Origin of the sequence: Psychromicrobium ferritrahens, assembly GCF_043789415.1 — a bacterium.
GTDB lineage: Bacteria > Actinomycetota > Actinomycetes > Actinomycetales > Micrococcaceae > Renibacterium.
This window is the reverse complement of record NZ_JBDLLW010000004.1, coordinates 141,587-165,671: the sequence shown is the minus strand read 5'-3', so window position 1 is coordinate 165,671 and position 24,085 is coordinate 141,587. Positions and strand designations below refer to the sequence as shown.

The window sequence follows — 24,085 nt, the reverse complement described above, 5'->3', positions numbered from 1 at the left end:
TGATTCAAAAGAGTGATTCAAAAGCTGGTTCAGAGCGCGCTCATTGTCCGCCGTTCAGGAAGAGTAGGCGCTGTTTTCATGGACATAGTCGTGGGTCAGGTCGTTGGTCCAGACGGTGGCCTCAGCCTGGCCCGCTTTGAGGTCGATCTCCACATGGACTTCCCGCGCCGAGAGATCCACGAGTTCGCGGGGATCGCCGATGCCGCCGTTCCGGCAGATCTGCACCCCGTTCATCCGGACGTCGAGCTGATCCGGGTCGAAAGCCACCTGGGACTCCGGGAGCGTGCCCACCGCGGAGAGCACCCTGCCCCAGTTGGGGTCCTGGCCGAAGATCGCGGCTTTGAAGAGGTTCGAGCGGGCCACCGCTTTGGAGACCAGCACGGCTTCTTCCTCGCTCGCCGCGTTGTGGGTGCGGATCGCGATATCGTGGCTGGCGCCTTCGGCGTCGCCGATCAGCTGCCGGGCCAAGTCCTGGCACAGAGCGGTCAGTGCGCTCTGGAACTCGGCTTCTCCGGGGGTGACTCCGCTGGCTCCCGAGGACATCAGGATCACCGTGTCATTGGTGGACATGCAGCCGTCCGAGTCGGCCCGGTCGAAGCTCAGCCGGCAGGCTTCGCGCAGCGCACGGTCCAGAGTCTCCGATTCGAGCGCCGCGTCGGTGGTGATCACCACGAGCATAGTGGCGAGTGCTGGCGCCAGCATACCGGCGCCTTTGGCCATCCCGCCGACGGTCCAGGCCTGGCCGTTCTCGCTGTGGTCGCTCTTATTGTGACCGCTGCGCACCGCCTGCTTGGGCACCGTGTCGGTGGTCATGATCGCGTGGGCGGCGGCTGCCCCGCCGTCCGCTGCGAGCTGTCGCACCGCATCGGCGACGCCGGGCAGCAGCTTGTCCATCGGCAGCTGCTCGCCGATCAGGCCGGTGGAGCAGACCAGCACATCGGCCGCCGAGACACCAAGCAGTTCAGCGAGCTTCTCCGCGGTGCTGTGCGTGTTCTGGAACCCCTGCGGCCCGGTGCAGGCATTGGCACCGCCCGAGTTGAGCACCACCGCATCCGCCCGTCCGTCGCCGACCACTCGCCGGGACCAGTGCACCGGGGCGGCAGCCACCCGATTGCTGGTGAAAACCGCCGCGGCGTTCTTCAGCGGTCCATCGTTGACCACCACCGCGACGTCCTGCTTGCCCGAGGCCTTCAATCCAGCGGTCACCCCGGCGGCCCGGAACCCCGAAGCCGCGGTTACTCCTGCGGGGACATTGCTCATGGTGCCACTCCCAGCTGTGCCAGGCCCTGGGATTCTTCCAGCCCCAGGGCGATGTTCATTGACTGCACGGCACCACCGGCGGTGCCTTTGGTCAGGTTGTCGATCACCGAGCACACCACGACCCGCCCGGTCCGCTCGTCGAAAGCCACTTGCAGGGCGACGTGGTTCGAACCGAGCACGCTCTGCGTGGCAGGCCACTGGCCTTCCGGCAAGAGGTGAATGAACGGCTCGTCCTGATAGGCCTCCGCCCAGATCTGCCGCAGGTACTCCCCCGGCTTAGTTTGCTTCGCCACAAGGGATTCAAGCAGCTGCGGCGCGATTTTGGCGGTCGCCGTGGTCAGGATGCCACGGCTCATCGGAGCCAGCGTCGGGGTGAAGGACACGGTGACCTGTTCGCCTGCTACCTGGCTGAGTCCCTGCTCGATCTCGGGGGTGTGCCGATGCACTCCGCCCACTCCGTAGGGAGTCATCGAACCGATCACCTCCGAGCCCAGCAGATTGGTTTTCAGCGCTTTTCCCGCACCGGAGGTGCCCGAGGCCGAGACGATCACGACGTCGTCCGGAAGCAGCGCCGCCGCACCGAAGCCCGGGGCCAACGCGAGCAGCGCACTGGTCGGGTAACAGCCGGGCACCGCGATGCGCTGGCTGCCCCTGAGCTTTTCCCGCTGGCCCGGTAATTCCGGCAGGCCGTAGGGCCAGGTTCCGGCGTGCTCGGAACCGTAAAAGGCACTCCACGCCGCCGGATCTTCCAGCCGGTGGTCCGCTCCCGCGTCGATCACCAGGGTCGATTGCGGCAACTGCGCAGCGATCTCCGCAGAAGCCCCGTGCGGCAGAGCCAGGAACACCACATCGTGCCCAGCCAGGTTGGCCACCGTGGTCTCTTCCAGCAAACGGTCGCTCAAAGTGTGTAAATGCGGCTGCAGCTCGCCTAGTCTGGAACCAGCGTTGCTGTGCGCGGTGATCGCACCGATGGTGATCTGCGGATGGGTGGCGAGCAGCCGGAGCAACTCACCTCCGGCGTATCCGCTAGCGCCGGAGACGGCAACTGAAATTGTCATGTGTCGATCCTAACCCATATTCCTTGCAAATATACATTAGGGTAAATATTTATGCAGCGCGGTGAGCGGCCTTACGACTTTCAGACCCTCTGGCGGCTTCCCGCCTCGAAGGAGCGCTGCTGGCAGGAACTACTGGAACGTCGTAGCTGGCAGCACTGGTGGCCTGCCTTGAGCGGTGTATCCATTAAAAGCAGGCCGCTCCTCGAAGGCGAGGAACTTGAGCTGAAAGTCCGCAGCCCTCTGGGATACCAACTGCGCCTGCAACTCAGAATTCTCCGAGTCACACCGCAGCGATTTCTGGCGGTCACCGCTACCGGCGATCTGGAGGGCCGCGGCGAGGCGATCTTCCAGGATGATCCCGGCACCCAAGATCCCGGCACTCCGCAGAGCAGTACCTTGCAGATTAATTGGCTGGTACGAACAACCAAACCCTGGATGAACTTTTTCGCCCCGGTGCTCGCGCCACTGTACCGCTGGGCGCACCGCAGAGTGCTCCAAGACGGCGAAAGAAGGTTCCGGAACTGGTTGCAAAGCCACCCCGAAAAAAGCTGAACGCGCATCATGCACAACACAGCGCGTAGCCAGGCTCCGATTAGCATTGAGCTATGAGCCAAGCAATCGTCGCGCAGACCCTGGGCGGGCCGGAAGTCCTACAGCTTTCCGAGACTGAGAAACCGGTGCCCGGCCCCGGTCAGCTGCTGGTCAAAGTAGCCGCCGCCGGAGTCAATTTTATTGAGACCTACCAACGCGAAGGCCGCTACCAGGTGCCGCTGCCCTTCACCCCGGGAGCCGAATCCGCCGGCGTCGTGGAGGAGATCGGGGAAGGCGTCACGGATTTCGCTCCGGGCGACCGGGTGGCCACCGCTGAGGGGCAGCGCTCTTACGCTGAATACACCCTGATCGAGGCCTCGAAGGCGCTCCCGGTACCCGAAGGCCTCGACCTCGAAATCGCCGCGGCGCTGCCCTTGCAGGGCATGACCGCGCACTACCTAATCAACTCCTCCTTCAAAGTCGAAGCCGGGCACACCATCTTGACCCACGCGGGGGCGGGCGGTGTCGGGCTGCTATTGACTCAGCTGCTCAAGGCCAAGGGGGCCACCGTGATCACCACGGTCTCCACCGACGAGAAGGAAGCCTTAGCCAAAGCCTCCGGGGCTGACTATGTGCTGCGTTACCACGACGAATCTGGTCGAGGTTTTGCGGAAAAAGTCCGTGAGATCACCGCTGGCCGCGGAGTGGAAGCCGTGCTCGACGGCGTCGGCAAGGACACCTTCGACGGCTCTCTCGCTTCGCTGGCCATTCGTGGCAGCCTGGTACTCTATGGAGGCGCTAGCGGAGCGGTTCCGCCCGTCGATCCGATGCGGCTCAATGCGGGCGGTTCCTTATTCCTGACCCGCCCCACGCTGGCGCATCACACCCTCACCGCGGAGGAACGACGCTGGCGCTCTTCCGAGATCTTCGACGCCGTAACGAACGGTTCGCTCAACGTTCGGATCGGCGGTCGTTACCCACTGGCCGAAGCAGCCCAGGCACACCGTGACCTGCAAGCCCGCAAAACCACCGGAAAGCTGTTGCTACTGCCATGAGTTCTGAACGATGAGCCACCACCTACCGCAGCTTCCGGGCACGCAGAACACCCCGCCCGCGCGCACCCTGATCGATATTCTGACCAGCACGGCGGAAACTTATCCAGATGCCTCTGCGCTCGACGACGGCAGCCGTTCACTGAGCTACGCCGAATTGCTTCGGGAGATCAAGAGCTATGCCCAGTCGCTGCACCTCGCGGGGCTCGGCGCGGGAGATAAGATCGGCGTCCGGATTCCTTCGGGTACCGCGGAACTCTATATCGCGATCCTCTCGGTGCTGATGATCGGCGCCGCCTATGTTCCGGTGGACGCCGATGATCCCGATGAGCGGGCGAAGCTAGTGTTCAGCGAAGCCAGGGTAGCTGGCATTCTGCACGCCGCGAAACCCGGCGAAGAGCACATTATCGTCGGCAAAGACCGGCCGACGCCCTTCCCACATCCGCGCACCCCTACCCTGGACGATGACTCCTGGGTGATCTTCACCTCCGGTTCCACCGGCACCCCCAAAGGCGTGGCGGTGACACACCGGGCCTCAGCGGCCTTCGTCGACGCCGAGGCCCGGCTTTTCTTGCAGTCCGAGACCTCCGGAAAGGCCGCTGGCGGGCCGATCGGCAGCAACGACCGAGTACTCGCCGGGCTTTCGGTGGCCTTCGATGCCTCCTGCGAAGAGATGTGGCTCGCCTGGCGGCACGGCGCCTGCCTGGTCCCGGCCCCTCGTTCGCTGGTGCGAACCGGCATGGACCTCGGACCGTGGCTGATCTCTCAGGGCATCACCGTGGTCTCCACGGTTCCCACCCTCGCCGCGCTGTGGCCGGTGGATGCCCTGGAGAATGTCAGACTGCTGATCTTCGGCGGCGAAGCCTGCCCGCCGGAACTGGCCGAACGGCTCGCCGTGGCAGACCGCGAAGTCTGGAACACTTACGGGCCGACCGAGGCGACAGTGGTAGCTTGCGCCGCGCCCTTGACCGGCACTCCCCCGGTGCGCATCGGCTTGCCGCTGGACGGCTGGGATCTCGCCATCGTCGGCCCCGACGGCCTCCCCGTCGCGGAAGGCGAAATCGGCGAACTGATCATCGGCGGCGTCGGCCTGGCCCGTTATCTCGACCCCGCCAAGGACGCCGAAAAATATGCTCCGATGCCATCGCTGGGCTGGGAGCGGGCCTACCGCAGCGGTGATCTGGTGCGCTACGAGCCGGAGGGCCTGGTCTTCATGGGCCGCGCCGACGAGCAGGTCAAACTCGGCGGGCGGCGCATCGAACTGGGCGAGATCGACGCCGCCCTGCAAGGTCTGCCCGGCGTCGCCGGAGCGGCCGCCGCGGTGAAGACCACAGCGGGAGGCAACCAGATCCTGGTCGGTTATCTGGTGCTGGCCGAGGGCGCCGAGACCGCTGAGTCGAAGTCCCCAGACCTGGCGGCTTTCCGCAGCGCGCTCAGCGAGGAACTGCCCGCGCCGTTGATTCCGCTGCTCGCCGTGACCGATACGCTGCCCAGTAAAACCAGCGGCAAAGTAGATCGGGCGGCCCTGCCGTGGCCGCTGCCCGGCAGCGCTCAACCGGGTGATGGCGACTCCGCCGAAGCACTCAACCTGGCTCCCGACGAACAGTGGATCCTCGACCAGTGGAACGCCGTACTGGGTGGTTCCTCGAACAGCCTGGACTCCGATTTCTTCGCCCAGGGCGGTGGTTCGCTGGCGGCGGCCCAACTGGTCTCCGCGCTACGAGCCCACTATCCGACCATCACGGTGGCTGATATCTATGCCCATCCGCGGATCGGGGCCTTGATCGACTTGGCCCGGCAGAGCGTGCCCGAGTACGAGGCCGGGGAACCCGCCGTCGTGCGCGAGGTGAAGCGCACCGCCCGTAAATCCCAGATCTTCCAAACCCTGATGGGCATCCCGCTGCACATCCTGGTCGGCATGCGCTGGCTGACCTACCTGATGATCCTCAACAATGTGATCAACTGGCAGCAGCCCAGCATCAGCTGGTGGTGGGTGCTGATCAGCTGGGCGATTTTCGTCAGCCCCTGGGGCCGGATGGCGATTTCGGTGCTGGCCGCCAGAGTGCTGCTCAAAGGCATCGCTCCCGGCGTCTACCCGCGCAGCGGCAAGGTGCATCTCAGACTCTGGCTGGCCGAGCAGATCGCCGATCTGGCGCAGGCCATCTCCCTCGCCAGCGCCCCCTGGGTGACCTACTATGCCCGCGCGCTGGGTGCGAAGATCGGCAAAGACGTGAGCCTGCACTCGGTGCCGCCGGTGACCGGACTGCTCAGCCTGGGTGAGGGCTGTTCCATTGAGCCCGAGGTCGATCTCTCCGGCTGGTGGATCGACGGCGATAACGTGCATATCGGCTCCATCTCGGTCGGTGCGCACGCCACCGTGGGCGCCAGGAGCACCCTGATGCCCGGCAGCCGGGTGGGCAGGGGCGCTCAAGTGGCGGCCGGTTCGGCGGTGCTCGGCAAGGTCAAGGCTGGCCAGCAGTTCTCCGGTTCCCCCGCGGAGCGAGTCGGCAAAGCTCATCAGGACTGGCCCAGCGCACCGCAACGCAGTGCCCGGCTCTGGCTGGGCATCTACGCGGTGGCCTCCACGGTGCTGGCCCTGATCCCGTTCCTCGCGGCCGCCTTTGCGGCATTCGTGGCGCTGCGCCTGGCCGGCTCAGGTTCGCTGTCGGAGATCTACCTTCGTCTGCTGTTCCTCGCACCGCTGGCGACCTTGATCTGGTTCCTCACCCTGATGCTGCTGGTGTTGCTCACCGTGCGACTGCTCAGCATCGGTGTGCGCGAAGGCTTCCATCCGGTGCGAGGCCGGATCGGCTGGCAGGTCTGGGCCACCGAGAGGGTGCTGGATCTGGCTCGGGATCTGCTCTTCCCGATCTATGCCTCCTTGTTCACCCCGGTCTGGCTCAGACTGCTCGGGGCCAAAATCGGTAAGAACGTGGAAGCCTCAACGGTGCTCCTGCTGCCTTCGATGACCACGGTGGGCGACGGTGCTTTTCTCGCCGATGACACCATGGTCGCCTCCTACGAACTGGGCGGCGGCTTCGTGCATATCGCCCCGGCCAAGGTCGGCAAACGCGCTTTCCTGGGCAACTCGGGAATGACGGCGGCTGGCCGCTCGGTGCCGAAGAACTCCCTGGTGGCGGTGCTCTCAGCGACTCCCGCCAAAGCCAAATCAGGCACCTCCTGGCTCGGTTCCCCACCGGTTCGCTTGCGCCGGGTGGCTCAGGATTCGGATGCGTCACGGACCTTCGAACCGCCGCGCAAGCTCAAGCTGGCTCGGGCGCTCTGGGAGGTCTGCCGCTTCGTACCCACCGTGCTGACCGTTTTGATTGCACTGAGCGTGCTCACCGCTTTCGACTGGCTGGCCAGCACCCTGAACTTCTTCGGCTGGGGCTATCTGGTGGCCGCGCTGCTCAGCGGCGTGGTGATTATGCTGGCCGGAGCGGTCGCTGCGGGCAGCGCCGTGGTGGCTAAATGGGTTCTGGTCGGCAGGATCAGAACCGGAGAGCACCCTTTGTGGAGTTCCTTTATCTGGCGGAACGAAGTGGTGGACACCTTCGTGGAATTGGTGGCGGCCCCCTGGTTCGCCAGGGCAGCCAGCGGTACCCCCGCCCTGGTCTGGTGGCTGCGTGCTCTGGGCGCCAAGATCGGCCACGGCACCTGGTGCGAATCCTATTGGTTGCCCGAGGCTGATCTGGTCACTCTGGGCGAGAGCTCCACGGTGAATCGCGGCTGCGTAGTACAGACTCACCTCTTCCATGACCGGATCATGGCGCTAGACACCGTTACGCTGGAAGACGGTGCCACGATGGGGCCGCACGGCGTGATCTTGCCGGCGGCCAGCATCGCCCGAGGCGGTACCGTTGGCCCGGCGTCACTCGTGATGCGCGGTGAAACAGTGCCCGCCGGAAGCTACTGGATGGGAAATCCGGTCAGTCCCTGGAAGGGGCCGAGCACCAAAGAACACGCGCAACGCAGCGCAGCGACCGACCCAGCCCCCAAGATTGGATCCACGCAGAGTTGATGAATGCTGTAGAGACGCTCGACCCGTACACCCCTGGTCATGGCAGCGCCGATTTCCGAGTCGTTCACTACGATTTGGAACTCGACTGCCGACTGGCGAGCAATCGGCTGATCGGCAAAGCGACCGTCTCCGGGGTGACCACCGCCAAGGTCAGATCCTTGGTGTTCAGCTTAGCGGGGCTCAAGGTCGGGAAGGTTTCGGTCAAAAGCGCCGGCAAAGCCGTCAAGATCGCCAAGTACGCACAGCGGAATGAGCAATTGCTGATCAGTCTGAGCGAGCCGATGAGCAAGGACAAGAAGTTCACCGCGGAGATCCGCTACGAGGGCAATCCGGGGCCTTCGGTCGGTCTCTGGGGCGACGTCGGCTGGGAAGAACTCGACGACGGCGTCCTGGTCGCGGGGCAGCCCACCGGCGCACCGAGCTGGTTCCCCTGCAACGACCATCCAAGCCAGAAGGCGAGCTTCCGGATCTCGATCAGCACCGATGCGAACTATCGCCCGGTCTGCAATGGCACTCTCGTTGCGCGCACCACGAAGTCCAGCCGGGAGACCTGGGTCTATGAACAGCCCGAGCCGATGGCGACGTACCTGGCCACCGTGCAGATCGGCCGCTACGAGCTGCTGGGCCTGGAGGAACAAGCCCGGGGCGTGCACCGTTTGGAGCAGCCCGAAGCGACTGCCCAGGTTGTCCCGTTGGCGCTCGCCGTCCCGGCACGGCTGCGCTCAGTGGCGTTGCGCGGACTCTCTAAGCAACGCGCCATGATGGACACCTTTGAGTATTGCTTCGGCCCTTACCCTTTCGCTGGCTATACCGTGGTGGTCACCGAGGACTCGCTGGAGATCCCTTTGGAAGCGCAGTCCCTGTCCATCATCGGACGGAATCACCTCGATCGCAGCTGGGAATCCCAGCGTTTGATCGCTCATGAGCTCTCGCACCAGTGGTTCGGGAATTCCCTGACGCTCAGCCGCTGGGAAGACATTTGGCTGCACGAGGGCTTCGCCTGCTACGCCGAATGGATCTGGTCGGAGGTTTCCGGCACCATGTCGATCGCCGACCGGGCCCGCGCAGCGCATCGCATGCTCGCCCAGCAACCTCAGGACCTGCTGATCGGTGCTCCCGGGCCTGAGTTGATGTTCGACGACCGGGTCTACAAACGCGGAGCGCTAGCGCTACACGCGCTGCGCGGCGCGGTGGGTGAAGATCAGTTCCTGCCCTTTATCCGGGAGTGGACCTCACGCTTCCGGCATGCTTCGGTGCGGACCTCGGATCTGGTGGCACTCGCCGAAGAACTCGTCCCCGGCTGCCAGGCGGCCCAGGTCCTGGAGCCCTGGCTCTACCGCGCGGAACTGCCCGATCTGAGCTAGCCCGATCTGAGCTAGCCCGATCTGAGCTAGCCCGATCTGAGCTAGCCCGATCTGAGCTAGCCCGTTCTGGGCTAGCCGACCTCCGGCAGTACCGCAATGGCGCAAGCGTATGTTGCGCTGAGCCCCAGGGGCTCAGCGGGCAGGTCGTAAAGGCCGGGCGCCGTCGAATCAATGTCCCGCGGCCGCATCCGCAGGCCAATCCCCTGGGCCTTGACCAAAGCCTCTTTACGCGCCCAGCACTGTGCCCGATAGGCGGCTCGCTGCTGCTCCGGCACGCCCTGCAACTCCGCCTTTTCGCGGGGACTCAGGACGCCGTCGTCGAATCCCTGGAAGCTCGCCGCACCGACTCGTTCCACATCGATGCCGAGCCGAATCGGGCTGGCCGCCAAAGCAAATACCGCCCAGTCGCCGCTGCCGGTGCTGCTCAGCGCGATCTCCAAACGCTTCCCCCGCAGAGTGAATCCGGGTTGGCCGTGATCGAGTTCCGGGCCGCGACCATGGTCAGGGCAGTAGTAATCGGGGAGCAGTTCTTCCGGCGCAAGATCCAGGTTCTCGGCGACGAAACGTCGTAGCGCGCTGCGGCGGCTGATGAAGCGCTGCCTGAGCTCCTCGGTGGCGAACTTCTCGGCGCGCGCCAGTTCTGCGTGACTCAGCCACTCCGTTCTAGCGGCTGCGATACTGAGCCGGACAGCGTCGATGATGAGCTCGACCTCACCGGAGGGCTCAGCACCGAGCCGACTCGGAACCACGAGCGGAACCGTGCAGCGGAGGCGCTGCGAGTCTGCGGGACTCGGAGCACAGCTCAACCGAGGCTGTTTACCAGGCATTCACACTCCGTCGTCGCTCGGTTCATCCTCTCAGCTTAGGGTCAAGGGGTGATTGAAGCGAAGCTGCAACTGGCCGGTTTCACCGTCGTGGACACCGACGACGACGATCCCGTGCTGATCGGGCCAGACGGGCAAGCGGTGGATACCTGGCGCGAAGGCTACCCCTATGAAGAGCGGCTCTCCCGGGAAATCTACGAACTGGAGAAGAGGCTGCTGCAAATCGAATTGCTCAAGCTGCAGAGCTGGGTGAAAAGCTCGGGACGGCGAGTGGTCGTACTGTTCGAGGGCCGCGATGCCGCGGGCAAGGGCGGTACCATCAAGCGCTTCACCGAACATCTGAACCCGCGCGGCTGCCGAGTGGTGGCCCTGGAAAAGCCGAGCGAACGTGAACAGACCCAATGGTATTTTCAGCGCCATGTGCAGCATTTACCCGCTGCCGGGGAGATCGTGCTCTTCGACCGTTCCTGGTACTCCCGAGCCGGGGTGGAAAAAGTGATGGGATTCTGCACGGATGCCCAATACCGGGAGTTTCTGAAACAAGCTCCCGCCTTTGAGAAAATGCTGGTCAACGACGGCATGGATGTGGTGAAATTCTGGTTCTCCGTATCCCGCTCCGAGCAACTGACCCGTTTCACCATCCGGCAAGTGGATCCGGTACGGCAGTGGAAGCTCTCTCCGATGGATTTGGCCTCGCTCGATAAATGGGAGGCGTATACCGCGGCTAAAGAGGCGATGTTCCGTAAAACGGATACCCGGCACGCTCCCTGGACCGTGGTGAAGAGCAACGATAAGAAGCGCGCTCGCCTCGAAGCGATGCGGCATGTGCTGGCGCTCTTCGACTATCCCAAGAAGGACCACGAACTGGTCGGTCGCCCCGACGGGCTGGTCGTCGGAGCCGCAGCAGACCTCTTCGATTCCAACGATCCGAACCTGTTCTAGGGTCTTGTTCCAGCCCCGCTGAGTTTCAAAAGCCCAGCCCCTCAACCATCCATCCCACCGAACCTGACCAGCTGTCCCACCGAGTGTGTCTGGTGTGGCAAAAGCACGCCCAAAAGCAGCACTTCTGGCTCATCCTTAACATTCGGTGGGACGGCTGGTCAGAGGATGAGGCTGTGCGGGTCAGCGCAGGACGGCTCCGAAGGCCTCAGCGGCAGCGGCTACCGCGGCTTCCCGAGCGGCCGAAGCCTCTTCTGCGGTCAGGGTCCGGTCATCAGCCCTGAACCGGAGGCCGAAGGCCAGCGACTTCCTGCCCTCCGGGATCCCGGTGCCCCGGTAATCGTCGAACAGCGCGACGTCCTCCAGCAGCTCACCCGCACCACTGCGCAGCACCTCGAGCAGCTCCCCCGCCGAAACCTCCAAGGGCACCACGAGCGCCACATCCTGAGTAGCGATCGGGAAGGTGGAGAGCGGCTTGGCCACGATCACATCGGCAGCAGCGGCGAACAGCGCATCGGCGTTGAACTCCACGGCCACGGTGCGGGCGGGCAGGTCGAGTTCTGCGACGAGTTTGGGGTGCAGTTCACCGGCGACGCCGATCACGCTGCCATCGCGAAGCCCCAGTTGCGCGGTGCGTCCGGGGTGGAAAGCCCGATGCTGCCCTTGGCCGATCACGACGTCCACGCCCAGCACCTCTCCGGCCAGCGAGGCCAGATCAAGAGCATCCGCCCAATCCCAGGCCCGCCCGGCGAGGTCGGCTCCCACCAGCACAGCGGCGAGGTGGAAGGGCTGCTCGGGGACGCCGTCGAACAATGCGTCCAGCACCTCATCGCTGGGGCGCTCACCGAGCGGCGGGATCGAACTGGTACCCATCACCTCACCGGGCAAGAAGACTGAGCCGGACTCGAAAAGCTGAAGATCCCTGAAACCCCGGGAGATATTGCGCTTAGCCACCTCGAGAAGTCCCGGCAGCACCGAGGTACGCAAATAGCCGAACTCCTCGCTCAGCGGATTCGCCAGCTTGATCGAAGCAACCTCAATATCCTCAACCGCCGAGCCCGCAGGCTGAGCTGCTGGGCCGAAGGTCTGGTTGGAGGCTTTGGAGACGAAGGGGTAGGAGAGCACTTCCACCAGCCCGGAGTCGGCGAAGGCCTGAAGCAGCCGACGTCGCTGCTGCTGAACGCGGGTCAGTCCACGGCCCGGAGGGGCCACCGGAAGTACCGAGGGGATCTGGTCGTAACCGACCAACCGGGCGATTTCCTCACTCAGGTCGTCCTTGGTCTCCAGATCCGGTCGCCAACTCGGCGGAGTGACCAGATAACCGCCCTCAGTGGTCTGAACCGTGGCTCCGACATCCTGCAAGGCCTTGACGATCTGCTCCTGGCTGAAGTCAATGCCCACTCGACGGACCGGGTAATCGGCGGTCAGCTCGATCAGCGGAGCTGTCGGTTCGGTGCCGACATCGGTACCGTGTGCATCGGCTACGCCACCGGCCAGCTCGACCAGCAGGTCGACGGCGCGCTGCGCAGCGATATCCGCCACCCGCCAATCGACCCCGCGCTCAAAGCGCTTGGAGGCTTCCGAGGGCAGTTTATGACGACGTCGACTGCGACCGATCGAGACCTCTTCGAAGTGCGCGGCCTCGATCAGGATGTTCCTGGTCTGCCCGCCCACTTCGGTGCTGGCACCACCCATCACCCCGGCGATGCCAATCGGCCCGGAGTCGTCGGTGATCAGCAAGTCTTCGGCATCGAGCGTCCGGGTTTTCTCATCCAGAGTGGTGAGCTGCTCCCCCGCGCTGGTCCGGCGCACCACGATGGGGCCTTGCAGCTTATCGGCGTCGTAGAAGTGCAGTGGCTGTCCAAGTTCCCACATCACGTAGTTGGAGATATCCACCGGCAGCGAGATGGACCGGATGCCGGCGAGCCGCAAGCGGGAGACCATCCACTGCGGGGTGGGCACGCTCGGATCGATGTCACGGACCAGACGGGCCACAAAACGGTCGGCTCCCGGCTTGCCGTGGATCGGCGCGGCGTCTTCGATCCGCACCGGGTAGCCCTGGCCATCGGCCGGAACCACCACGGGCAGCGAAGCCGGGTCGGTGAATTCGGTGCCGGTAGCGTGCGCGTATTCGCGGGCGATGCCCCGGATCGAGAAGGCATAGCCGCGGTCCGGGGTGACGTTGATCTCGGCGGCCTGATCGTGCAGGCCAAGCAGCTCGTACACCGAGGTGCCGAGTTCGGGGTCGAGGCCCAGCCTGGAGAGCACCACGATGCCGTCGTGGTCCTGGCCGATGCCGAGTTCCCGCGAGGAGGCGATCATGCCTGCCGAGACGTGACCGTAGGTCTTTCGCGGGGAAATGTGGAAGTCGCCGGGCAGCACCGCACCGGGCAGCGTGACGATGACTTTATCGCCCTCGACGAAGTTGTGCGCCCCACAGACGATGCCCTGTACGCCGTCGGGCGAAATCCCCTCACCCTCTAGGGTCTGGGCGGCACCTTCGGGAACCACGCGGACCTGGCACCAGTTGATCGTCTTGCCGTTGCTCTGCGGTTCCTTCACCAGCGAGAGCACCTGTCCGACCACGATCGGGCCGGAGAGTTCGTCGCTGGGCCGGTGCACGGCCTCTTCTTCCAAACCGACCTTGACCAGTTCGGCCATCACGTCTTCGGCGCTCGCATCCGCAGGAACAGCGGCGAATTCCCGCAGCCACGTCAGAGGAATACGCATTAGATCTCCATCCCGAAGTGCTCACTGAAACGTACATCGCCTTCGATCATGTCGCGCATATCGGAGACTTCGTTGCGGAACATCAGCGTCCGCTCAATACCCATGCCGAAGGCGAAGCCGGAGTACTCCTCCGGGTCAATGCCGGCGGCGCGCAGCACATTGGGGTTCACCATGCCGCAGCCGCCCCATTCGATCCACTGCGGTCCGCCCTTGGCACCGGGGTGCCAAATGTCCAGCTCCGCGGAGGGCTCGGTGAAGGGGAAGTAATTGGGGCGCAGTCGGATCTGGGCTTCCTCACCGAACATCTGCCGGGCGAAGTGCTCAAGGGTGCCCCGCAGCTGAGCCATCGAGAGGTTCTTATCGATCGCCAGGCCCTCGAACTGGTGGAAGACCGGGGTGTGGGTGGCGTCGAGTTCGTCGGTACGGAAGGTCTTGCCGGGGCAGAGCACATAGATCGGCAGTTCGCGTTCCAGCATGGAGCGCACCTGCACCGGCGAGGTATGAGTGCGCAGGACGAGATGCGCTTCCGGCGGCTCGATGAAGAAGGTGTCCTGCAACTCACGGGCCGGATGATCCGGTTTGAAGTTCAGCGCGTCGAAGTTGAACCACTCAGATTCCAGTTCCGGGCCTTCGGCGATCTCCCAGCCCATCCCGACGAAAATATCGGCGACCCGTTCCTGCAGGGTGGACAGCGGGTGCCGGGCACCGGCTCGACGACGGCGCGGCGCGGCGGTGACATCGACGGTCTCCTCGACCAGGATGCGCTCGGCGGCCTCCGCTTCGAGCACCTCGGTGCGGGCGGCGAGCGCTTGGTTCACCGCTCCCCGAGAAGCGCCCATTAGCTTGCCCGCGGTGGCTTTCAGCTCATTGGGTAAGCCTTTGATTCCGCGATTGGCCAGGCTGAGCGGAGATTTCTCACCGGTGTGCGCCAGCCGGGCAGCCTTGAGCTCCTCCAGATCCTTTGCCTGGGCTATTGCCTCGAGAGCGATTTGCACCGCAGCGTCGAGGGCCGCCTGGTCGGTGGGGTCCGGGACCTGGGTCTCTGGGACATTGAGGACGTCGCCGTCCAGTGGTTCGGTCATAAAAAGTACCTTGTGGGTTCAATAGGTCGAGCTGAGGGAGAATGCCTGAACTAGTCTATGCAATAGCCCGGTATGCCGTAGCATCGTGACATGACGGCCTTCGTCCGCATCAGGCGGTTTTCGAACCTGCTCAATCTCTCCACTCCGCTCGGCGTGCTGCTGGCGGCAATCACCGGCACGCCGCTGCGCAAAGGCACTCGAGGGCTAATCTTCGGCACCGATTACCGCCCGCTCTTCCCGCAAGCCAGAGCCTTTACGGTGGGCAATGTGATTTTCTTTCGCGCCACTGAACCCGAGTTAGCCCTGTTGGATCACGAAGCCAGGCATTCCACGCAGTACATGCTTTGCCTGGGCCTGCCGTTCTTCCCGCTGTATTTCGCCGGAGCAGCCTGGTCCTGGTGGCGCACCGGCGATCCTGGATCGCGGAATCCCTTCGAACGCTGGGCAGGGTTGACCGAAGGCGGCTACCGTGAGAGGGAGACCCTTCCACGGCTGCGTGGATGGTGGCAGAAATCGACGATGATGAAGAGGTTTTCTCAATGGAAACGAACAATACCGTCACGGTGACCGGCCGGGGCGCCGCGAGCCAGGCACCGGATACCCTGACCTTGAACATCGGCGTCGAGGTGGTGCGCAGCACCCTGACCGACGCCTATCAGGACGCCGCCCGCTCCCTGCAAGCCGTGCAGCGAGCCTTGGATGCTGTCGACGTCGCCCGTAAAGATAGCGCTACCAGCGGGCTTTCGCTGCGCGCCGAGACCAGCTGGCAAGAGGGCAAAGGAAATCTGGTCACCGGTTATAGCTGTTCGAGCACCCTCACCGTCAAGCTGGCTCTGGCCCGCGATGCCCAGCAGGCAATCGCCGCCATCGTGGAAGCTGGCGGCAATGATGTACGGCTCAATGGGCTGCAAGCCAGTATCTCCGACCCCGGCGAGGTCGCCGAGCAGGCCCGCACCCTGGCCTGGGCCGATGCCGTGCGCAATGCCTCCCACTTCGCCGAGCTCTCCGGGCGTACTCTGGGCCGGGTGCTGAGCATCATGGAGAATCAGGACGGCTCAATGCCCCCGATGCGCTTCGAGCGGATGGATAAGGCCGCCTTTGCCGGTGCGATGCCGATCGAAGCGGGCGAAGCTGCGGTGAGCGCAAGCGTCACGGTGACCTGGGAACTGGTCTAAGTCAGGCCGAAAAGCAGATCAACAACAAGCCCGCACTACCAGCCGTCCCACTGAATGTTACTGGTGAGGCAGAAGTTCACCCGATCCGGTCACTTTGGCAACATCTGCATCACTCATTGGGACGGCTGGTAGCGCGAAGAGGTACGAAGAGGTACGAGGTAGTCAGCGCTGCGGAGATCGGTCCTCAGACCTCGATCTCGCGTTTCAGGATCTTGCCAGTCGGGCCCTTGGGCAGCTCCTCGACGATCCGCACCTCGCGCGGGTACTTATAGGCGGCGATCCGTTCCTTGACGTAATCGCGGATCTCTTCGGCCAACTCACCATTGTCCTCAACACCGGGTTTCAACGAGACGACGGCGATGATCTCTTCGCCGTGCACCTCATCCGGGCGACCTTTGACGGCGGCCTCCGCCACTGCGGGGTGTTCGTACAGCACTTCTTCCACCTCGCGCGGATAGACGTTGTAGCCACCGCGCAGAATCATGTCCTTCTTGCGGTCGACGACGAAGAAGACGCCGTCTTCGTCCTCGGTGCCCAAGTCTCCGGTGTAGAACCAACCGTCTCGAATCGCGCTCTCGGTAGCCTCCGGATTCCGCCAGTAGCCCTTCATGACATACGGTCCGGCCACCGCGATCTCGCCGACCTCGCCGCGCGGCACTTCGTGACCGGCGTCGTCGGAAACCCGCATCTGCGCGCCGCGCACCGGAGTCCCGATTGAACCGGGCTTGCGGACGCCGTCCAGCTGGTTGAAGCTCACCACGGGCGAGGTCTCGGAGAGACCGTAACCCTCCAGCATGGTGACGCCGAAACTCGCCTCGTATTCACGCAGCACCTCCAGCGGCAGCGGGGCGCCGCCAGAGACGCCGACCTTCAGCGAGGAGAGATCGTAGTCCTGCTTATTCGGCACTCTGAGCACCGCGATATGCATGGTGGGCACTCCCATGAAGATCGTCACTTTGTCCCGTTGTACGATTTCCAGGGCTTTGACCGGGTCGAATTTCGGCAACAAAGTCACCGCTGCACCGGCGAGCATCGCGGCGTTCAGCGCACAGGTCTGGCCGAAGATATGGAAGAACGGCAGTCCGCCGAAAAGCACGTCCCCGGGGCCGGTCTCGAAGAGGTCTCGGGAGACTGATGCATTGCTCAGCAGATTGGAGTGAGTAAGTTCTGCCCCTTTAGGGCGTCCCGTGGTTCCCGAAGTGTAGAGGATCACCGCAGTATCAGACTCTTTGACCGGAGCAATCTCGGGTATCGCCGTAATTTCGGCGAGCAGAGGCAATAGTGCGGCGTCCACCGGCACCACCGGAATACCCACGGCTTCTGCAGCGGGCTGAACCTGGTCCAGGATGCCTTCCCAGGCAAAGACCAATGAAGCCTCAGAATTCTGCAAGTGGTATTCAACTTCACGCGCCTTGAGCAAAGGGTTGAGCGGCACCACCACCGCGCCGAAGCGCAAGATGCCGTAGTAGAGCGCCGGCATCTGCGGAATATTGGGACTCACCAAGGCCACCCGATCACCGGCTTTCACGCCGCGTGAGGCAAGCAATCCCGCCACTTTCGCACTCAAACCATCCAGAGCGGCATAGCTGAGCACAATATCGTCCAACAGAATAGCTGGAGCATCGGGGTACTTGGCCGCGCTATTGCTGAGGATCGTTGCGACGTTCGGCATTGTGGTCTCCCTTGACACGATATGCTCGGCGAGCGGGGCCGAGTGCGAGCTGGTCATACTGTGACCCCCATTACATTTACATCGTAACGCCCCGCTGGCACAGAGAGTTCCACGACATCGAGCTGACTCGAGGAGTCCTCCTCTTCACCCTCCTGAGAGTTCGAATTCATCGGCTGACCGCGTCTTGGTAGGGCAGAATAAAGTGATGACGTCGGTAGCAGGTCGTTTCCCTGAACCACCCGATCGGAATCCTGATTTCGATGAGGACTTTTCCGCGCCAGCTCTTCTGCCTAATCGCTGGGTAGATCACTATTTGCCGCACTGGACGGAGCCGGAGCGATCCATCGCCCAATACGATCTCGACGCCGCCGGGCTGCGTCTCCGTATTGACGCGGACCAACCGGACTGGCGGGCCGAGGACGCACCGCTGCGGGTTTCCAATCTTCAAACAGGAACCTTCTCCGGACCTTTGGGGTCCACCCAGGGCACCCATCGACATCGACCGGATGGGCTCGTCGTGCGCACTGAGACCCCCTTGCAGCTCTTCTGGGCACCGTCCGAAGGAAGAGTCGAATTGACGGTGAGTGCGAGCAAAGATCCAGGATCCATGCTGGCCGGCTGGCTGATCGGCACTGAACACCTCTCCGCGCAAGACAGCGGAGAGATCTGCATTTTCGAAATCGACGCCGAGGCCGTGGCCACCGAGGAGACTCGGGTTCGAAGCGGCATCAAAGCCCACTCCGACCCTCGACTTCAGACCGATATGATCACCTCGACGCTGCCGATAGACGCCTCAGAACCGCATACTTGGGCTGTGCAATGGAGTGCTGGATGCACCCTGATCGGCTGCGACGGCATCCTCCTCAGGCGGTTGGAGCAGGCTCCCAGCTATCCGCTTTTTCTGATGATCGACCTCTTCGAAATCGGCGGCAGAACCGCGGATCCTGAGGCGTATCCGAAAACCGCTCGGATCCATCGAGTGCGCGGCTGGAACTCAGGCCACTGAATTCCAGGGAGCCGGTTGAGCACCCCTACGGCCCCCTCGAGCTAGCCGAAGTCTTGTAATGTATTCGAATATATGTTCGAATACATTACATGCGATGGGACTCTCAGCAACTCACGCTCCTGGATTCATCTTCCGCCGAAGCGGCAGGCTCCTCCTCGTCCGGAGTCAAAGCTCCAGTGCAGGCCGCGCTGCTGCCCGTCAAAGGCTTCCTGCGTTCGGTGAGGTCCCCGGATTTCTCCGGCGTGACCTTCCACGAGGTGCTTTCAAAGTCCGTCTTGAATAAGGTTCCGCAGACTTCCGCGATGCCTTTCCAATGGACCATCAACCCCTATCGGGGCTGCTCTCACGCCTGCGTCTACTGCTTCGCCCGGAACACTCACAGCTATCTGGATTTCGACGCCGGACTGGATTTCGATTCCCAAGTCGTGGTCAAGGTCAACGCCGTCGAAGTTCTGCGTGTTGAACTCGCAAAGCCCGGCTGGCAGCGCAGACCGGTGGCGCTCGGCACCAATACCGATCCCTATCAAAGGGCAGAGGGCAGGTATCAGTTGATGCCGGGGATCATCTCGGCCTTAGCGGATTCCGGGACGCCGTTTTCCATCCTGACCAAAGGCACCTTGCTGGCAAGGGATATCCCGCTACTGAAAAAAGCGGCCGATCAGGTGCCGATCGGCATGGGCATCTCACTAGCCCTGCTGGATGAGGAGCTGGGGAAGTTCCTGGAACCGGGAACCCCCTCCCCTAAAGCCCGGTTGGCCCTGGTCTCCCGACTGCGGGACGCCGGTTTGCCGTGCGGGGTGATGGCGATGCCGATTCTGCCTTGGCTCAGCGATAGTGACGACGCCCTCGATTCGCTGTTCGCGGCGCTGGCGAAAGCGGGTGCCACCGGAGTGACCGCTGGGGCACTGCATTTACGTTCGGGGACCAGAGAATGGTTCATGGGATGGCTGGCAAAACACCATCCGGCTTTGGTGGGCAAGTACCGCAGGCTCTACGGCTCTGGTTCTTATGCACCGAAGGAGTACCGGCAATGGTTAGCCGGAAAAGTCCGTACGGCCAAGGCACGACACGGCTTTGAGCGCACCGGGGCGAATATGCATCGAGTCGTGCTGGATGCTAAGTCTGAAGAAGCCCAATACCCACCGGGCAGCCTTCCGCCGGGTCCCAAAGCAGCAAAAGCCACAGCAGCAGAACCCACTCTGTTCTAGAGAGTCACTGAAGCGCCCGGACTCGGTAATTCCAAAGCTGCGCTCGATCAAGCTCAACGCAGAACTCAACCTTGCCAAAGCTCCAGCGCCACCCCACGACCCTGCAATGCCCAAACCGTCCCACTAGGCCACGTCATTTAATACCCAGCTATCCCACTGAATGTTACGGATGATGCAGAAGTTACCAATCTGGGAGAACTCCCAGCACTCCAGTAACACTCAGTGGGACAGCTGGTCTCGCTTGCGTCGATAAGCGAGATTGCGGGGGCCCCGACCGAGCTTGCGAGGGTAAGGGGCGGCAATCTCGCGTTAGCCGCTTTTGCGCCGGAATTCCCGCTTGGTCGAGGCCGAAGCGTGCTCGTGGCCGATCTTCGAATTCTTCGCCGACTCGATGGTGGCGTGATGCTGAGAGTTCTTCCGCTCTAAGGCCTCACGAAATTTCCGTTTGGTCTCCTCGCTCGCAGAAGGACTCTCCTGGTTCTCTTCAGGTTGTGCCACAAAACTCTCCTCGCTGGAAACAAGCTGGAAAACGATACCTCCCCAGTGTGGCACAGCTCAGACTCACTGCGTAGTTGCTGGCTATCCCGCGCACCCGCAAGATAGGCTCAAATCATGGTCAACGAGCTCCGTACCGTCAGCTTCGCACAAATCGCTCCGGTCTTTCCTGTCGTCGATCTGGAAAGATCGGTTGCGCACTACTCTGCCCTCGGTTTCGAGGTCACCAAGTACGACGGCGATGAAGATTACGCCTATGCCAAGATCGGCAATATCCGGGTCCATCTCTGGCAAGCGCCTGGCATTGATCCGGAGACGAATTTCTCCTCGGCCTTCGTAGAGGTGGATGACGCCGACGCCCTCGCCGCAGACTGGCAGAAGGTCTCCGAGGCCTCGGAATTCAACTGCCCCACCAGCCTTCCGGTCAACACCGAGTACGGCCTTCGGGAAGGCGCGCACGTCGATCCAGACGGCAATCTATTGCGCTTCGCTCATAAAATTGAATCCTGAGCCCTACTCGAAGCTCGCGGAGAAGGGACAACTTACTGATTGCCGCGCAGGGACAGCATTCACTCGGCGAGCTGGGGTTGCACGGCTTTCAGCAACTCAGCGACAATCGGGAAGTCCGCCGGAATCCAAGGCAGGCGCAGAATCTGCTCACCCTCATCGAGCGCCATCCATCGCAGTTCATCGTGATCTTGCAGAGCGGTGGGCACTCCCTGAGTCAACGTGGCGAACCAGACCCGCATCACCGCGGAACCGGCTAAGGGCCAAGCTTCAGCCGCCGGGTTCAGCAATTCCTCACCCAATTGGATTCCCACTCCCAATTCTTCGCTGAGTTCCCGGTGCAGAGCCTGCTCCGCAGACTCCCCGGCTTCCACCTTGCCGCCGGGGAACTCCCAGAGACCGGCGAGAGAGGCTGGGGCGTTTCTCCGGGCCACCAGCAGTTCACGCGGCTTGACCAGATCGTCCAGTAACGCGGCACCCACAATCAGTTTCGGCATCACCCGTCCAGTCTATGGGCGATGATGGAATAGCTAGGCAACATCTCCACTGAAAGAAGCCAAATGCAACAGCAGGAATACTCCCCGCGTCGGGTGGCAGCGGCAATAGTCTCGCTCGCCATCGGAGGTTTCGGGATCGGCACCATCGAGTTCGCCATGATGGGACTGCTTCCCAATGTCGCCGAGGGCGTCGGCGTGAGCATTCCGGAGGCCGGAAATCTGATCTCAGCGTATGCCTTGGGAGTGGTTGTCGGTGCACCGATCCTGGCTGCGATCGCGGCGAAGCTGCCTCGTAAACAGGTGGTGATCGGACTCATGGTGATCTTCACCCTGGCTAATTTTTCTTCCTTCTTCGCACCCGATTACGGCACTTTGATGGTCACGCGGTTCCTCTCCGGATTGCCGCACGGAGCCTATTTCGGTGTGGCTGCTGTTCTCGCGGCTTCTTTGGTCCCGGCCACCAAGCGTGGACGTGCCATCTCCATGGTGATGCTTGGCCTGTCTATCGCCAACGTGATCGGGGTTCCGCTGGCCACCTTCATCGGCCAGCAGTGGGGCTGGCGGCTGCTTTTCATTATGGTCGCCCTGATCGGCGCGGTCACCGTGCTGAGCATCTGGTTCGTGGTGCCGCATCAGCCCGCGGCTCATGATGCCTCGATCCGGGGCGAGCTCCGCGCCCTGAAGCGCATCCAGGTCTGGCTTGCGCTGCTGATCGGCATCGTGGGTTTCGGCGGCTTTTTCGCCTTTTACTCCTATATCGCGCCGACGATGACCGAGGTGACCGGTTTGCCCTCAGCGGCGCTGCCGTTCGTCGTCGCACTCTACGGAGTCGGCATGGTGATCGGCAATGTGCTGGGCGGCCGAATGGCGGACAAGTCGGTGATGGGCAGTATCTATCTCATGATGGCCACGATCGCCGTCGTACTGCTGGTCTTCACCCTGGCGGTGCACCAACCCTGGTCCGCACTGCCGATGGTGCTACTGATCGGCGCCGCCGGGGCGATGCTGGTGCCCGCATTGCAGACCAGGCTGCTCGATGCTTCGCCTGATGCCCAGTCCCTCGCCTCGTCGATGAACCACTCCGCTTTGAACATCGCCAATGCGCTGGGGGCCTTCCTCGGCGGATTGGTCATTGCCTGGGGCTGGGGCTATGTCGCCCCGGCGCTGGTGGGCGCTGGCCTTGCCGTGCTTGGGCTGGGCATTGCGCTGCTGAGCGGCTGGGTGGATCGCAAGCTACCGCCGATTACTTCGGCTCCAAAGAACTGACTGCCTCGGTGCTGGCTGCTTGAGAACTGAAAATATCCGGTTCCAGGTAGATCACCCTGGCAATCGGCACCGCGCTGCGTACTCGCTGCTCGGCCTGATTGATAGCCTGGACGACGCCGGCCCCGGTCGCGCCGTCCTCGATGGCGATCTTAGCCGCCACCAGAAGCTCTTCCGGTCCTAGGTGCATGGTCTTCAGGTGAATCACCCGGCTGACACCTGGCCCGACCAGTGCGGCTTCGATAGCACTGACGTGCTCGGCGGTGGCGGATTCACCGAGCAGCAATGATTTGGTCTCAAGAGCGAGCACGACGGCGACCACCACGAGCAGCAGGCCGATCAACGCGGTGCCCACGGCGTCCCAGACTCCATTGCCGGTGATCAAAGTCACCCCCACACCGAACAGAGCAAAGAGCAAGCCCAGCAAGGCGGCCGCGTCTTCCAGTAACACCACGGGAAGCTCGGGAGCCTTGGCGGTGCGGATGAAGTTGCCCCAACTGCGCTTGCCACGGGTGTGATTGGATTCTCTGATCGCGGTGCGGAAGGAAAAGCTCTCCAGCACAATAGCGCCGAGCAGCACCACCAAGGGCACCCACCACCACGGACCCTCGAAGCCATGTGGGTCGTGGAATTTCTCCCACGCCTCGTAGAGCGCGAACAGGCCGCCGACGCTGAACAGCACGATAGAGACGATGAAAGCGTAGATATAGCGTTCGCGGCCATAGCCGAAGGGGTGCTGCGGACTGGCTTGTCTCGCGGCCCTTTTGCCACCGATGAGCAGGAGCAGCTGGTTTCCCGAGTCCGCCACGGAGTGAATTGACTCGGCCAGCATCGAGGAAGAACGCGTCAGCAAGAACGCTAAGAACTTGAGAACCGCGATGGCTAAATTAGCGCTCAGCGCCGCAATAATGGCCCGATTTCCGCCTTCGGTGGACATCTGCACTTCCTCTTCTGTTCTTTAGTCAATCGCTTTAAACGCTGAGCCAACGCTACCGTGCTGACCCGCTCAGCCCAAGCCTGGAAAGTCGAACACCCCACGCACTTCAGCGATTTCATCCGGTAAAGAGAGTAAAATCGTCACTACCAACTCAACCATAGGAGGAGTTATGGGTTTCATCGGATGGATTATTCTGGGCCTCGTCGTCGGGGCCATCGTCAAAGCAGTGATGCCGGGTAAAGTCGGCGGAGGCTGGATCACCAGCCTGGTTCTAGGGCTGGTCGGCGGCGTTGTCGGCGGCTGGATCGGAAGCCTGCTCTTCAACTCCGGAAGGATGGAATTCTGGAATCTCGGTTCGTGGGTTCTAGCGATTATCGGTGGCTTGGTGGTCGCCGGAATCTGGGGAGCCATCACCGGTCGGAAGTCGAACGCTTAGCCCAGGCGTCGAGGCCTGAGCTTTAACC

At 62.9% G+C, this 24,085-nt stretch carries 21 protein-coding genes; 12 read left to right on the top strand and 9 right to left on the bottom strand.

Annotation, left to right across the window (positions count from 1 at the left end):
- Positions 1–54: 54 nt before the first annotated feature.
- Positions 55–1,260 carry a bifunctional glutamate N-acetyltransferase/amino-acid acetyltransferase ArgJ gene (gene argJ, locus ABDK06_RS14455; protein WP_394942264.1) on the bottom strand — a complete coding sequence of 402 codons (1,206 nt, stop codon included), beginning with the start codon at positions 1,258–1,260 and terminating at the stop codon, positions 55–57.
- A complete protein-coding gene (argC, locus tag ABDK06_RS14450) occupies positions 1,257–2,318 on the bottom strand; it encodes an N-acetyl-gamma-glutamyl-phosphate reductase (RefSeq protein ID WP_394942262.1) in 1,062 nt (353 codons plus the stop codon). Before argC ends, argJ begins: the two co-directional genes overlap by 4 nt.
- 51 nt (positions 2,319–2,369) lie before the next feature.
- On the opposite strand from argC, the gene ABDK06_RS14445 reads away from it, so the two are divergent.
- The 4 genes from ABDK06_RS14445 to ABDK06_RS14430 are packed head-to-tail and all read left to right on the top strand — an operon-like array spanning position 2,370 to position 9,286.
- Positions 2,370–2,870 carry an SRPBCC family protein gene (locus ABDK06_RS14445; protein WP_394942260.1) on the top strand — a complete coding sequence of 167 codons (501 nt, stop codon included), beginning with the start codon at positions 2,370–2,372 and terminating at the stop codon, positions 2,868–2,870.
- Positions 2,871–2,923: 53 nt separating this feature from the next.
- On the top strand, positions 2,924–3,904 hold the full coding sequence (locus ABDK06_RS14440; protein WP_394942258.1) for a quinone oxidoreductase family protein: 981 nt from the start codon (positions 2,924–2,926) through the stop codon (positions 3,902–3,904).
- 10 nt (positions 3,905–3,914) lie between these two features.
- Positions 3,915–7,922: a Pls/PosA family non-ribosomal peptide synthetase gene (locus tag ABDK06_RS14435; protein ID WP_394942256.1), complete on the top strand. Its 4,008-nt coding sequence runs from the start codon at positions 3,915–3,917 to the stop codon at positions 7,920–7,922.
- Positions 7,922–9,286: a M1 family metallopeptidase gene (locus ABDK06_RS14430; RefSeq protein ID WP_394942254.1), complete on the top strand. Its 1,365-nt coding sequence runs from the start codon at positions 7,922–7,924 to the stop codon at positions 9,284–9,286. Before ABDK06_RS14435 ends, ABDK06_RS14430 begins: the two co-directional genes overlap by 1 nt.
- A gap of 71 nt (positions 9,287–9,357) precedes the next feature.
- Here the strand turns inward: ABDK06_RS14430 and ABDK06_RS14425 are convergent, their stop codons facing one another.
- A complete protein-coding gene (locus ABDK06_RS14425) occupies positions 9,358–10,113 on the bottom strand; it encodes a 4'-phosphopantetheinyl transferase family protein (RefSeq protein ID WP_394942252.1) in 756 nt (251 codons plus the stop codon).
- A gap of 48 nt (positions 10,114–10,161) precedes the next feature.
- On the opposite strand from ABDK06_RS14425, the gene ppk2 reads away from it, so the two are divergent.
- Positions 10,162–11,052: a polyphosphate kinase 2 gene (gene ppk2 / locus ABDK06_RS14420; RefSeq protein ID WP_394942250.1), complete on the top strand. Its 891-nt coding sequence runs from the start codon at positions 10,162–10,164 to the stop codon at positions 11,050–11,052.
- Positions 11,053–11,232: 180 nt separating this feature from the next.
- On the opposite strand, the gene pheT is transcribed toward ppk2, so the two are convergent.
- Entirely contained in the window at positions 11,233–13,779 is a 2,547-nt protein-coding gene (gene pheT, locus ABDK06_RS14415) for a phenylalanine--tRNA ligase subunit beta (RefSeq protein ID WP_394942248.1), read from the bottom strand.
- Positions 13,779–14,861 (bottom strand): phenylalanine--tRNA ligase subunit alpha, encoded by a 1,083-nt coding sequence (pheS, locus tag ABDK06_RS14410; protein WP_394942246.1) that lies wholly within the window; start codon positions 14,859–14,861, stop codon positions 13,779–13,781. Before pheS ends, pheT begins: the two co-directional genes overlap by 1 nt.
- 90 nt (positions 14,862–14,951) lie before the next feature.
- Here pheS and ABDK06_RS14405 point away from each other — a divergent pair, with 90 nt between their 5' ends.
- A complete protein-coding gene (locus ABDK06_RS14405; protein ID WP_394942244.1) occupies positions 14,952–15,428 on the top strand; it encodes an eCIS core domain-containing protein in 477 nt (158 codons plus the stop codon).
- Positions 15,401–16,036, top strand: a complete 636-nt coding sequence (locus ABDK06_RS14400; RefSeq protein ID WP_394942242.1) for an SIMPL domain-containing protein — start codon at positions 15,401–15,403, stop codon at positions 16,034–16,036. The genes ABDK06_RS14405 and ABDK06_RS14400 overlap by 28 nt, the downstream gene beginning before the upstream one ends.
- A gap of 184 nt (positions 16,037–16,220) precedes the next feature.
- Here the strand turns inward: ABDK06_RS14400 and ABDK06_RS14395 are convergent, their stop codons facing one another.
- Positions 16,221–17,708 carry a long-chain-fatty-acid--CoA ligase gene (locus tag ABDK06_RS14395; RefSeq protein ID WP_394942240.1) on the bottom strand — a complete coding sequence of 496 codons (1,488 nt, stop codon included), beginning with the start codon at positions 17,706–17,708 and terminating at the stop codon, positions 16,221–16,223.
- 205 nt (positions 17,709–17,913) lie between these two features.
- Here ABDK06_RS14395 and ABDK06_RS14390 point away from each other — a divergent pair, with 205 nt between their 5' ends.
- The gene (locus tag ABDK06_RS14390) at positions 17,914–18,714 is read left to right on the top strand and encodes a glycoside hydrolase family 16 protein (RefSeq protein WP_394942238.1); all 801 of its coding nucleotides are present in this window, start codon (positions 17,914–17,916) and stop codon (positions 18,712–18,714) included.
- Between the two features lie 89 nt (positions 18,715–18,803).
- Positions 18,804–19,922, top strand: coding sequence for an Rv2578c family radical SAM protein (locus ABDK06_RS14385; protein ID WP_394942236.1), 1,119 nt, complete (start codon positions 18,804–18,806; stop codon positions 19,920–19,922).
- Positions 19,923–20,231: 309 nt separating this feature from the next.
- Here ABDK06_RS14385 and ABDK06_RS14380 read toward each other — a convergent pair whose 3' ends face one another.
- Complete coding sequence (locus ABDK06_RS14380; RefSeq protein ID WP_394942234.1) at positions 20,232–20,420, bottom strand: DUF5302 domain-containing protein; 189 nt, start codon at positions 20,418–20,420, stop codon at positions 20,232–20,234.
- 114 nt (positions 20,421–20,534) lie between these two features.
- On the opposite strand from ABDK06_RS14380, the gene ABDK06_RS14375 reads away from it, so the two are divergent.
- Positions 20,535–20,927, top strand: a complete 393-nt coding sequence (locus ABDK06_RS14375) for a VOC family protein (RefSeq protein ID WP_394942232.1) — start codon at positions 20,535–20,537, stop codon at positions 20,925–20,927.
- A gap of 59 nt (positions 20,928–20,986) precedes the next feature.
- Here ABDK06_RS14375 and ABDK06_RS14370 read toward each other — a convergent pair whose 3' ends face one another.
- Positions 20,987–21,421: a (deoxy)nucleoside triphosphate pyrophosphohydrolase gene (locus ABDK06_RS14370; RefSeq protein WP_394942330.1), complete on the bottom strand. Its 435-nt coding sequence runs from the start codon at positions 21,419–21,421 to the stop codon at positions 20,987–20,989.
- A 63-nt stretch (positions 21,422–21,484) separates the two neighbouring features.
- Between ABDK06_RS14370 and ABDK06_RS14365 the strand changes: the two genes are divergently transcribed.
- Entirely contained in the window at positions 21,485–22,687 is a 1,203-nt protein-coding gene (locus ABDK06_RS14365; protein WP_394942230.1) for an MFS transporter, read from the top strand.
- Here the strand turns inward: ABDK06_RS14365 and ABDK06_RS14360 are convergent.
- Positions 22,665–23,621: a cation diffusion facilitator family transporter gene (locus tag ABDK06_RS14360; protein ID WP_394942228.1), complete on the bottom strand. Its 957-nt coding sequence runs from the start codon at positions 23,619–23,621 to the stop codon at positions 22,665–22,667. The genes ABDK06_RS14365 and ABDK06_RS14360 overlap by 23 nt on opposite strands.
- 169 nt (positions 23,622–23,790) lie before the next feature.
- Between ABDK06_RS14360 and ABDK06_RS14355 the strand changes: the two genes are divergently transcribed.
- Positions 23,791–24,057: a GlsB/YeaQ/YmgE family stress response membrane protein gene (locus ABDK06_RS14355; RefSeq protein ID WP_394942226.1), complete on the top strand. Its 267-nt coding sequence runs from the start codon at positions 23,791–23,793 to the stop codon at positions 24,055–24,057.
- Positions 24,058–24,085 lie beyond the last annotated feature (28 nt).

Excerpts from the sequence above, each read along its gene's own strand:
- ABDK06_RS14365 (WP_394942230.1), top strand. The coding sequence starts at position 21,485 with ATGCAACAGCAGGAATACTCCCCGCGTCGGGTGGCAGCGGCAATAGTC.
- ABDK06_RS14360 (WP_394942228.1), bottom strand. The coding sequence starts at position 23,621 with ATGTCCACCGAAGGCGGAAATCGGGCCATTATTGCGGCGCTGAGCGCT.
- argC (WP_394942262.1), bottom strand. The coding sequence starts at position 2,318 with ATGACAATTTCAGTTGCCGTCTCCGGCGCTAGCGGATACGCCGGAGGT.
- ABDK06_RS14425 (WP_394942252.1), bottom strand. The coding sequence starts at position 10,113 with ATGCCTGGTAAACAGCCTCGGTTGAGCTGTGCTCCGAGTCCCGCAGAC.
- ABDK06_RS14405 (WP_394942244.1), top strand. The coding sequence starts at position 14,952 with ATGACGGCCTTCGTCCGCATCAGGCGGTTTTCGAACCTGCTCAATCTC.
- ABDK06_RS14395 (WP_394942240.1), bottom strand. The coding sequence starts at position 17,708 with ATGCCGAACGTCGCAACGATCCTCAGCAATAGCGCGGCCAAGTACCCC.
- pheS (WP_394942246.1), bottom strand. The coding sequence starts at position 14,861 with ATGACCGAACCACTGGACGGCGACGTCCTCAATGTCCCAGAGACCCAG.
- ABDK06_RS14370 (WP_394942330.1), bottom strand. The coding sequence starts at position 21,421 with ATGCCGAAACTGATTGTGGGTGCCGCGTTACTGGACGATCTGGTCAAG.
- pheT (WP_394942248.1), bottom strand. The coding sequence starts at position 13,779 with ATGCGTATTCCTCTGACGTGGCTGCGGGAATTCGCCGCTGTTCCTGCG.
- argJ (WP_394942264.1), bottom strand. The coding sequence starts at position 1,260 with ATGAGCAATGTCCCCGCAGGAGTAACCGCGGCTTCGGGGTTCCGGGCC.
- ABDK06_RS14440 (WP_394942258.1), top strand. The coding sequence starts at position 2,924 with ATGAGCCAAGCAATCGTCGCGCAGACCCTGGGCGGGCCGGAAGTCCTA.
- ABDK06_RS14355 (WP_394942226.1), top strand. The coding sequence starts at position 23,791 with ATGGGTTTCATCGGATGGATTATTCTGGGCCTCGTCGTCGGGGCCATC.
- ABDK06_RS14435 (WP_394942256.1), top strand. The coding sequence starts at position 3,915 with ATGAGCCACCACCTACCGCAGCTTCCGGGCACGCAGAACACCCCGCCC.
- ABDK06_RS14375 (WP_394942232.1), top strand. The coding sequence starts at position 20,535 with ATGGTCAACGAGCTCCGTACCGTCAGCTTCGCACAAATCGCTCCGGTC.
- ABDK06_RS14390 (WP_394942238.1), top strand. The coding sequence starts at position 17,914 with ATGACGTCGGTAGCAGGTCGTTTCCCTGAACCACCCGATCGGAATCCT.
- ABDK06_RS14445 (WP_394942260.1), top strand. The coding sequence starts at position 2,370 with ATGCAGCGCGGTGAGCGGCCTTACGACTTTCAGACCCTCTGGCGGCTT.
- ABDK06_RS14430 (WP_394942254.1), top strand. The coding sequence starts at position 7,922 with ATGAATGCTGTAGAGACGCTCGACCCGTACACCCCTGGTCATGGCAGC.
- ABDK06_RS14385 (WP_394942236.1), top strand. The coding sequence starts at position 18,804 with ATGCGATGGGACTCTCAGCAACTCACGCTCCTGGATTCATCTTCCGCC.
- ABDK06_RS14400 (WP_394942242.1), top strand. The coding sequence starts at position 15,401 with ATGGAAACGAACAATACCGTCACGGTGACCGGCCGGGGCGCCGCGAGC.